General features: G+C 49.8%; 3 protein-coding genes. 1 reads left to right on the forward strand and 2 read right to left on the reverse strand.

From position 1 onward, the window contains the following. The first annotated feature begins 9 nt into the window (after nucleotides 1–9). Entirely contained in the window at nucleotides 10–3,570 is a 3,561-nt protein-coding gene (locus QUB24_RS24620; RefSeq protein ID WP_333156159.1) for an AAA-like domain-containing protein, read from the forward strand. A gap of 264 nt (nucleotides 3,571–3,834) precedes the next feature. On the opposite strand, the gene QUB24_RS24625 is transcribed toward QUB24_RS24620, so the two are convergent. After that, a complete protein-coding gene (locus QUB24_RS24625) occupies nucleotides 3,835–7,140 on the reverse strand; it encodes a DUF4347 domain-containing protein (RefSeq protein ID WP_333156161.1) in 3,306 nt (1,101 codons plus the stop codon). Nucleotides 7,141–8,095: 955 nt separating this feature from the next. After that, the coding region (locus QUB24_RS24630; protein WP_333156162.1) for a calcium-binding protein at nucleotides 8,096–9,542 on the reverse strand (1,447 nt) is incomplete at its 5' end.

Consider the following 9,542-nt stretch of genomic DNA (forward strand, 5'->3'; position numbering starts at 1 on the left):
CTATTACCTATGACGGAAATCACCTATCAAATTGGCGGCAGTCTCAATACAGATGCACTCACTTATGTCAAGCGAAAAGCTGATGACCAAATCTACCAAGCATTAAAAAACGGCGAGTTTTGTTACGTCCTCAACTCGCGACAAATGGGCAAATCTTCCCTTCTCGTTCGCACCTTCCATCGATTGCAAGCCGAAGGATTTCAATGCAGCACGATCGACATGACGCGCATCGGCAGTGAAAACATTACTCCTTTACAGTGGTACAAAGGAATTGTTGGGGATTTGTGGCGAAGTTTCAACTTATTAGGACAAGTTAATTTGAAAAGTTGGTGGAAACAAGAAGAAAAAGTTTCTCTCCTCCAAAGATTGAGCCATTTCATCGAAGACATCTTGTTAGCCCAATTTCCAGAAGACAGAATTATTATATTTGTTGATGAAATTGATAGCATTTTAAGTTTAGATTTTCCCGTCGATGATTTTTTTGCCTTGATTAGGTATTGTTACAACCAAAGAGCCATCAATCCAGAATACAATCGAATTACCTTCGCCATTTTCGGAGTAGCGACGCCCAGCGATTTAATAGTAGATAAAAATCGGACTCCTTTTAATATCGGACGACCGATAGATTTGCAGGGTTTTTGTTGTGAGGAATCACAACCATTAGCTTTAGGATTACAAAATATAATCCCCAATCCACCAGCAGTTATAAAAGAAATATTAGCTTGGACTGGAGGGCAGCCATTTATGACCCAAAAAATATGTGAATTGGTGGTAAAAACTGCTAAAGAATCCTACGGCGGTGATTTAACAATACTACCGATAACTGAAGGATTTTTTGTCGAATCTGTGGTCAAAGCGCAAGTTATCGATAACTGGGAATCGCAAGACGAACCAGAGCATTTGAAAACGATACGCGATCGCCTTCTTCGCAACGAACAACGCGCAGCTAGATTGCTAGGCATTTATCAGCAAATCTTACAAGGTGTAAAAGTGGAAACCGATGACAGCCGAGAGCAAATCGAACTATTGCTATCGGGATTAGTCGTCAAACAGCCGGGTTATTTGCAGGTAAAAAACCGAATTTATGGAGAAGTATTTAACCTCGAATGGGTAGAGAAACAATTAGGGAAACTGCGCCCTTACTCCCAAGCCTTCGATGCTTGGATTGCTTCTAAACAACAGGATGAATCGCGGCTGTTGCGCGGTCAAGCGCTGAAAGACGCTCAATTTTGGGCGCAAGGAAAAAGTTTGAGCGATTTGGACTATCAATTTTTAGCTGCTTCTGGTGAATTAGACAAGTTGGAAATGCAGCAAGCACTGGAAGCAGAACGAGTAAAAGAAGTCGAAGCACGACTGGTAGAAGAACGCAAGCGCGTAGCTTATGAAAGAAAGACAGCACAGCGACAGCGCAAGTTTATTGCAGCGTTGAGTGGGTTGCTGATAGTTGCGATCGCATCCGCCATGTTCGCCCTCTGGCAATATTACCGCGCCGCCAAAAGCGAAATACAAGCCCTCAGCATCTCCTCCACAGGGCAATTCGCCTCCCAACAGCGATTAGACGCCCTCGTCACTGCCATCAAAGCCAGACGCAGGCTCGATGGCCTCCCTAATTCCAACCCCCAGTTGCGATCGCAAGTTCGACAAGTCCTGCAACAGGCCATCTACGGAACGGCAGAATTCAATCGCCTGACGGGGCATTCCAGCGTGGTTCTGGGCCTTGATATCAGCCCCGACGCCCAACTCATCGCCACCGGCGGCGGCGACCGAACAGTCAAGCTGTGGCAGCGGGACGGTGCGCTGCTCCACAACCTGCAACACCAGGCTGCTGTCTTCGGGCTCAAATTCAGTCCCGACAGCCAGCGCTTGGTCACATCCAGTCTCAACGGCAGCATTTATCTGTGGGATCGAGACGGCAAGCTCCTCAAAACCTTTCAGGGACACAGCGCTGCAATATGGGACATTGCCGTCAGTCCGGGCGGCGATCGCATTGCCACTGGCAGCGAAGACAGCACGATTCGCCTGTGGGACTTTAATGGCAAACTGATCGAGACACTAAGCGGACATCAAGGTGGGGTTTGGGGTCTTGCCTTCAGTTCGGATGGAAACCTGCTCGCCTCTAGTAGCACCGACGGTACGGTCAAGGTCTGGACCAAGGACGGCAAAGGAGTGAGAACTCTGGAAGGGCACCCGGCTGCCGTTTGGGACGTTAAGTTCGCCTTCCTCGCAGACAGTGACGGCACAAAACGTCTCGCTATTCTCTCTGCCAGCGCTGACAACACGGTTAAAATCTGGCAGCCCGACGGAACGCTGCTACGAACTCTCAGGGGTCATAGTTCGGAAGTGTTGGAAATTGCCGTCAGCGATACGGGCGATGTCATTGCTTCCGCCAGCGCCGACGGAACCATCAACCTCTGGAAGCCGGACGGGACGCTTTTGAAAGTCCTCAAAGGGCATCAATCTGGAATCCGCGGCGTTACCTTTATTCCCAACACTCAAATCGCTGTCTCCGCCAGCGACGACAATACCGTCCGGCTATGGAACCCGACAAACCCTTTCTCGAAAGTCCTGTACGGACATAGCGGCATCATTTGGGATGTGGACTTCAGCCGGGACGGTCAGATGTTAGCTTCAGCTAGTTCGGATGGCAGCTTCAAAGTGTGGGCAAAAGACGGTACGTTGCTGAAGTCTTTGGCGGGATACAAGGCTCCCGTTTACTCGGTTGCTTTCGTCTCTCCTGCTAGCTTTGCCAAAGAAGATATCTCGCCTGTACTCGCTTTTGCTGGTACAGATAAAACGATTAAACTCTGGCAGTTCGACGGGACGCTGCTGAAAACCATAACAGGACATGGGGCGAGCGTTTGGGATGTCTCCGTCAGTCCAGACGGTCAGTTCTTCGCTTCTGCCAGCGACGACAAAACCGTCAAACTGTGGAAGCCAGAGGGCAGGGCGGGCACGGGGGCACCGCCCCTACGAACGTTCACAGGACATGAGGCTAGGGTTTACGATGTGGACTTTACCCCCGACGGAAACAGGCTGGTTTCTGTCAGTGCAGATGGCACAGTTCGGTTGTGGAGTATGGACGGTCGCTTGAACAAGACTTTGAAAGGTCATCGCAGTGGAATTTGGGAAGTGGCTGTCAGTCCAGACGGTCGGACTTTGGCAAGTGCGAGCATGGATGACACGATTAAACTTTGGACGATCGATGGCACGTTGCTGAAAACTATCAAGGGAAATACTAGAGGCATGATGGCGGTTGATTTAAGTCCAGACGGTCTAATGCTGGTGGCGGGAGGCGCATCTGGCGCTGTCAAACTCTGGAAAATTGACGGCACGGAAATAACGACGCTAACCCGACATGAGGGGAATGTTTGGGCGGTGGCGTTTAGTCCCGATGGCAAACAAATTGCTTCTGTTGGGGACGATCGCACGGTGATTTTATGGGATCTAGAGCCCATTCTCAAACTCGATGAACTGGGTTATGCGTGCGATCGCGTGGGGGATTATCTGCGAACTAATGCCGATGTGAAGGAGGAGGACAGACATTTGTGCGATCGTATTAAAACGGAATAATATCAAGTCCGCTTTATTAGGAAAAAGAGATTAATATGTGTGGCTAGATCATCATAAGATTAGAGAATTTTTATCAGGCTTGGCTACTTTTTATTGAAAGATTGTATAATACTAAATCCGGCTTAACTACTCCCTTTATCTCTCAGTCTGCAGAGGCGGACTTCGTTTTTGTAGGGGCAATCCCCCCGTGGTTGCCCTGGTTTCAACCGCCGAAGGATACGCAGAACGATCGAGGTATAGCCAAACCGGATTTAATTATAATAACTACAGAGTAATAAAATCGCTAGCGGTGAGAATACCGGGGGTAATATTGTTAAGCTTCGCCAACAATTGATTGGTGTCCGTCACAGTAATCAAAGTTTGATTGTTGCTAGAAGTAATACTGAGTTGATTGAAACTCAAATCAGGATTCAACCCAATTAAATCCTCTCCCCTGCGGAAATCATTAATGATGTCGCTACCCACACTTTGATTGAGGAAAAACACATCATTTCCCGAACCGCCTGTCAAAGTATCGTCCCCAACATCGCCACTGAGGAAATCAGCACCGCTGCCGCCACTGAGAATATCGTTGCCTTTGCCTCCGTAAAGCGTATCGTTACCGATGTCGCCACAGATCACATCGTTTTCATTGCCACCCAGCAGCAAGTCGTTGCCCTCACCGCCATCGAGACTGTCGTTTTCTTTGCCGCCGTACAGGGTATCGTTACCGATGTCGCCAAAAATCAGGTCTGCACCTTCATTGCCAAAGGCAATATCGTTGCCATTTCCAGCATTAATTGTGTCATTTCCTAAGTTGCCTAAAATGTAGTCGTCCCCATCTTCACCGAGCAAGATATCGTCATCTTTACCGCCGAAAATGCTGTCGTTACCAACGCCGCCGGCAACTGTATCATTGCCGATATCTCCCCTCAAAAAGTCCTCGTCATCTCCCCCAACAACAGTGTCAGGATCTTTGCCAGCGTAGATGGTATCGTTGCCAGCGCCGCCAGAGATGAAATCGCTGCCTTCATTGCCGAAGATGGAGTCGTTATCTGCACCGCCGTCAATGTTGTCATTGCCGCCCATGCCGTAGAGTGTATCGTTGCCGGTAAGTCCGTTAATTGAATCGTTGATGACACCGCCCATGATGAAGTCGGTAGTGTCGCCACCGTTGATAGTTTGTTGGACGGGGTTGGGGGTGATGGTGGCAGAGTCGAGTTGCGGGGCGTTGAGGCTATCGAGTAGGCAATCATCTACGGCCGGAGTTGGTGTGGGCGTGGGAGTTGGTTCCGGTGTGGGCGTGGGAGTTGGTTCCGGTGTGGGCGTGGGAGTTGGTTCCGGTGTGGGAGTCGGAGTCGGAGTCGGTGTGGGAGTCGGAGTCGGAGTCGGTGTGGGAGTCGGAGTCGGAGTCGGTGTGGGAGTCGGTGTGGGAGTCGGTGTGGGAGTCGGTGTGGGAGTCTCAGTTGGAGTTGGAGTCGGAGTTGGAGTCGGCGTGACTGTAGGGTTAAATTCATAAGCGCCAATATCAACGATCGCACTTCCGTTATTATCACCATCTTGAGGGCGACTCACACCGCGCTGATCTGCTGCCGGCGCGCCCGCACCAGTACCCGTATCAATTGCCGGACTTCCTGTTAGCAGCGGCAGCACGAAAGCGCCGTTAATATTTTGTAAAGGGCCGAGTAAGGGATCTGCGATCGTCACATTTGCCGTAACATTACTATCATTAGGATCTCCGGTCGTCAGTTTAGCGGGAAATTGAAGATTGTTTCCCCCATCGATTAGCTGCCGGCCCGTGTGCTGCCTAGTTTTAAAAGAATTACTTGCCGTATTCCTATCAAAAATCGAATTCTTGACAGTAATTGGCGATTTCACAGGATCGTTAAAAGTAGCAATACCTCCCGAAAATTCAGCAGTATTCTTAGCAAAAGTCGAATTGACGATGTTAGTCGAAAAGGAATCTCTGTTAGCGACCAGCATTCCTCCGCCCTGCTTAGCAGCGCTGTTGCCAGAAAAGGTACTGTTGACAACGCTAATATTTCCATTCCCTCCTGCCCACAAACCGCCCCCATTATCTTCAGCTTGGTTGTTAGCAAAAGTGGAGTTTGTGACAGTAAGATCCACATTTCCGTGACGAATTGCGCCTCCCGAACCTCCAACTCCTGCTAGATCCTTAACAGCTTTATTGTTAACAAAAGTGCTATTTTCCAAAACTATCTTATCTTGAAGATAGCCAAATAAAAACCCTGCTCCTCCTTCTCTCGCTCCGATATTGCCATCAAAAACGCTGTGGCGGATGGCAATATTTCCGGCCACCGGGCCGGGGGTTGCATTCGGGCCGGAAGCATTAGCGCCATCGACGTAAACGGCCCCACCAACGCCTTTTTCTGTGCGGTTGCCGATGAATTTAGAGTTTTCGATCGTCATGCTGCCCAACAGGTTATTAACAGCACCACCATAGCTGCCTTTGTTGTTGGTAAATTCGCTATCTCTGATAGTCAGAACACCGCCGCTTTTAGTGGCGATCGCGCCCCCACCACGTTCGGTATTGTCCGCTCGCGAACCGTCATTGCCGCTAAACTTGCTGTTAATTACATTTGTCGTGCTGCGGAAACCCGTGTAAATGCCACCACCAAAACCGGCAACATTATTATTGACTTGGCAATTTTCTAAAGTTAAAGTGCTGCTACCTCCTGTTTGAATGCCACCACCTGCGCTAGTTGTCTGATTATTGGGGTCAGTACCAGAAACTTTGCCGTTGGCAACAATCAGGTTTTTTAGAGTAACATTGGTTGAAGCTTCAGTGAGGATTACCCGCGAAGCATTGTTGCCACTGATGGTTAAATTGGCTGCACCAACTGCATCAATTGTCAAGTTTTTGTTGATGACAAGTTGACCGGAAGTAAGAGTAATTGTTTGGCTCGCAAGAGTGGAGGCAAATTGAATGGTATCGCCGGTTGCTGCGGAGGCGATCGCATTTCTCAAGGAACCGGGCCCGCTATCATTATTGTTGGTAACGGTAATAGTCTTTAAAGTCCCTTGATAATCCGCCATTGCCTCTGGAGTCAAGGCTAGCGGTGCTTCAATATCACCCTTGGCAAACTCCAAATTCCAGTTACCACCGCGGCCAGTGCGATCGCTAGATGCCGCAATATCAGCTCCGGTTAACTCGCCCAGGCGATCGACAAAATCGCTTCCCGAACCCGCCGCAACATCGCAACCATAAAGCACAATATCTGCTTTGTCGCTTAGCGCATTTCGCCACCCTTGCAACAGGCTTTCATATTGTGATAAATTATCCGAAGTCAGCGTTGCCGAACCTAGCTGCAAGCTGCCAGAATTGCCGTGAGAAAAAACGTGAAGTTGGTCTACACTTTCCCCCGCAGCAGAAATTGTTTGCAGTTTCGCAGTAATTTGCTCTACTCCGTTACCATTTTTATCTAAAATGATAATCTCTGCACCGGGAAGCACGCCACCCGCAAGAGTTTGATAGTCATCTAAGTCGGAATCAATGAAGACAATAGATTTAGAACCAGCATTGTGGAGAACAGATTGTGAATCCATGTTAGTGGCAAAAGTTGAACTCATTTCGCATACCCATGAGAATGTTTACTATTTGCTGGTAGATTCACCTTGAAAGCAGAAGGCTAGAGATGCAGAAGGCAGTAGGCAGAATTAAAACCTCGGTGATCCATCGGGGAGATTAAAATTTAGGGGAAAACTTTAATTTTATCCCTAAGTGAAATCCGAGACTTGTCTCCCAAATCAGCTTAAGCTGTGTGAAACTTGCGATTTTTATAGCAAGCAATTAACAGCAGAGGATGTAATGTAAATAGTCCGGCACGGGTAACCTCTATATGTAGATTTGCCATGCACACCATTAGCGAGATAAGTAGTGCATCAAACCATTTGAAAGCCTTGGTCAGGTAAAATTCATAAAAGATTTTATGGCCTTCCGAATTCCTGACAATTGCTCTAGCTAGTACCTGATACATTCACATTAGGGAAAACCAGGAAAATTGCCTAAATCTTTGATAAATTTAACTTTTTTTATCCTCGCAAAAACTTCCCAAAAATCAGAAATTTAGTGGTTGAGAAAGCTTGCTTTATTCGGGCAATCCTGAGCTGGCTAGCCAGCTCAGGATTGCAATAGACGGATGTGCCTCATTCTAGGTGGGGGCGATCGGCAATAAACAAGATTTATTACCCATCGCTGTTGAAAAGAATCAGATCGATCGCTCCTATTCGTGGGCGTAGCCCCCGTAGGGGCGGGCTGTTTCATTCTCAGGGAAATCATCCTTTTGTAGGGGTAGTGCTACCCCTACTCCCCGTGCCTACCCCCTCCTACCCCCTCCACGGACGAGGGAATCGGTGTTTCAAATATTGGGGCTGCCAGGGGGGGCTGCCCTTACAAGAGAATGAAACAGCCCTGCCCGTAGGGGCGATCGGCGCTAACGTCATCCACCAAATTTCAGGAGTTTGAGAGCTTTCTTCACCACTTCTAAGCGGGCTGGCTGCTTATAGCGCACCCTACCCCTGGCAGTTAGATTGTTACCTGAGTGAAATCGCTAGCAGTGAGAATACCGGGGGTAATATTGTTAAGCTTCGCCAACAATTGATTGGTATCCGTCACAGTAATCAAAGTTTGATTGTTGCTGGAAGTAATACTGAGTTGATTAAAACTCAAAGCAGAATTCAACCCAATTAAATCCTCTCCCTTGCGGAAATCATTAATGATGTCGCTACCCAAAATTTGATTCAGGAAAAACACATCATTTCCCGAACCTCCGGTCAAAGTATCGTCCCCAACATCCCCGGAAAGGAAATCGGAACCAGCACCGCCGCTGAGGATATCATTACCTTTGCCTCCGTACAGGGTATCGTTATCGGTGTCGCCGAAGAGCACATCGTTTTCATTGCCGCCGAACAACAAGTCGTTGCCCTCACCGCCATCGAGACTGTCGTTTTCTTTGCCGCCGTAAAGCGTGTCATTTCCCAATAAGCCAAAAATCAGGTCTGCACCTTCATTGCCAAAGGCAATATCGTTGCCATTTCCAGCATTAATTGTGTCATTTCCTAAGTTGCCTAAAATGTAGTCGTCGCCATCTTCACCGAGTAAGATATCGTCATCTTTACCGCCGAAAATGCTGTCGTTACCAACGCCGCCGGCAACTGTATCATTGCCGAGATCTCCCCTCAACAAGTCGTCGCCCTCACCACCAACAACAGTGTCATTATCTTTGCCAGCGTAGATGGTATCGTTGCCAGCGTCGCCAGAGATGAAATCGCTGCCTTTATTGCCGAAGATGGAGTCGTTATCTGCACCGCCGTCAATGTTGTCATTGCCGCCCATACCGTAAAGAATATCGTTGCCGACAAGTCCGTTAATCGACTCGTTGATGTCGCCGCCCATGATGAAATCGGTACCTTCGCCGCCGTTGAGAGTTTGTTCGACGGGGTTGGGGGTGATGGTGGCAGAGTCGAGTTGCGGGGCGTTTAGGTCATCGAGCAGGGAACCATCCGAGGCCGGAGTCGGAGTCGGCGCGGGCGTGGGAGTCGGTGCCGGAGTCGGTGTCGGAGTGGGAGTTGGCGCGGGCGTGGGAGTCGGTGCCGGAGTCGGTGTCGGAGTGGGAGTTGGCGCGGGCGTGGGAGTCGGCGCCGGAGTCGGTGTTGGAGTCGGAGTTGGCGCGGGCGTCGGTGTCGGTGTCGGTGTCGGTGTCGGAGTGGGCGCCGGCGTCGGTGTCGGTGTCTCAGTGGGAGTTGGCGCCGGCGTCGGAGTTGGCGCGGGAGTGGGAGTTGGCGCCGGCGTCGGAGTTGGAGTCGGAGTCGGAGTTGGAGTCGGAGTTGGCGCCGGCGTCGGAGTTGGAGTCGGAGTTGGCGCCGGCGTCGGAGTTGGCGCGGGCGTCGGAGTTGGCGCGGGCGTGGGAGTTGGAGTCGGAGTTGGCGCCGGCGTCGGAGTTGGCGCCGGCGTCGGAGTTGGAGTGGGGGTT

It is taken from the genome of Microcoleus sp. B9-D4, assembly GCF_036705105.1.
Lineage (GTDB): Bacteria > Cyanobacteriota > Cyanobacteriia > Cyanobacteriales > Microcoleaceae > Microcoleus.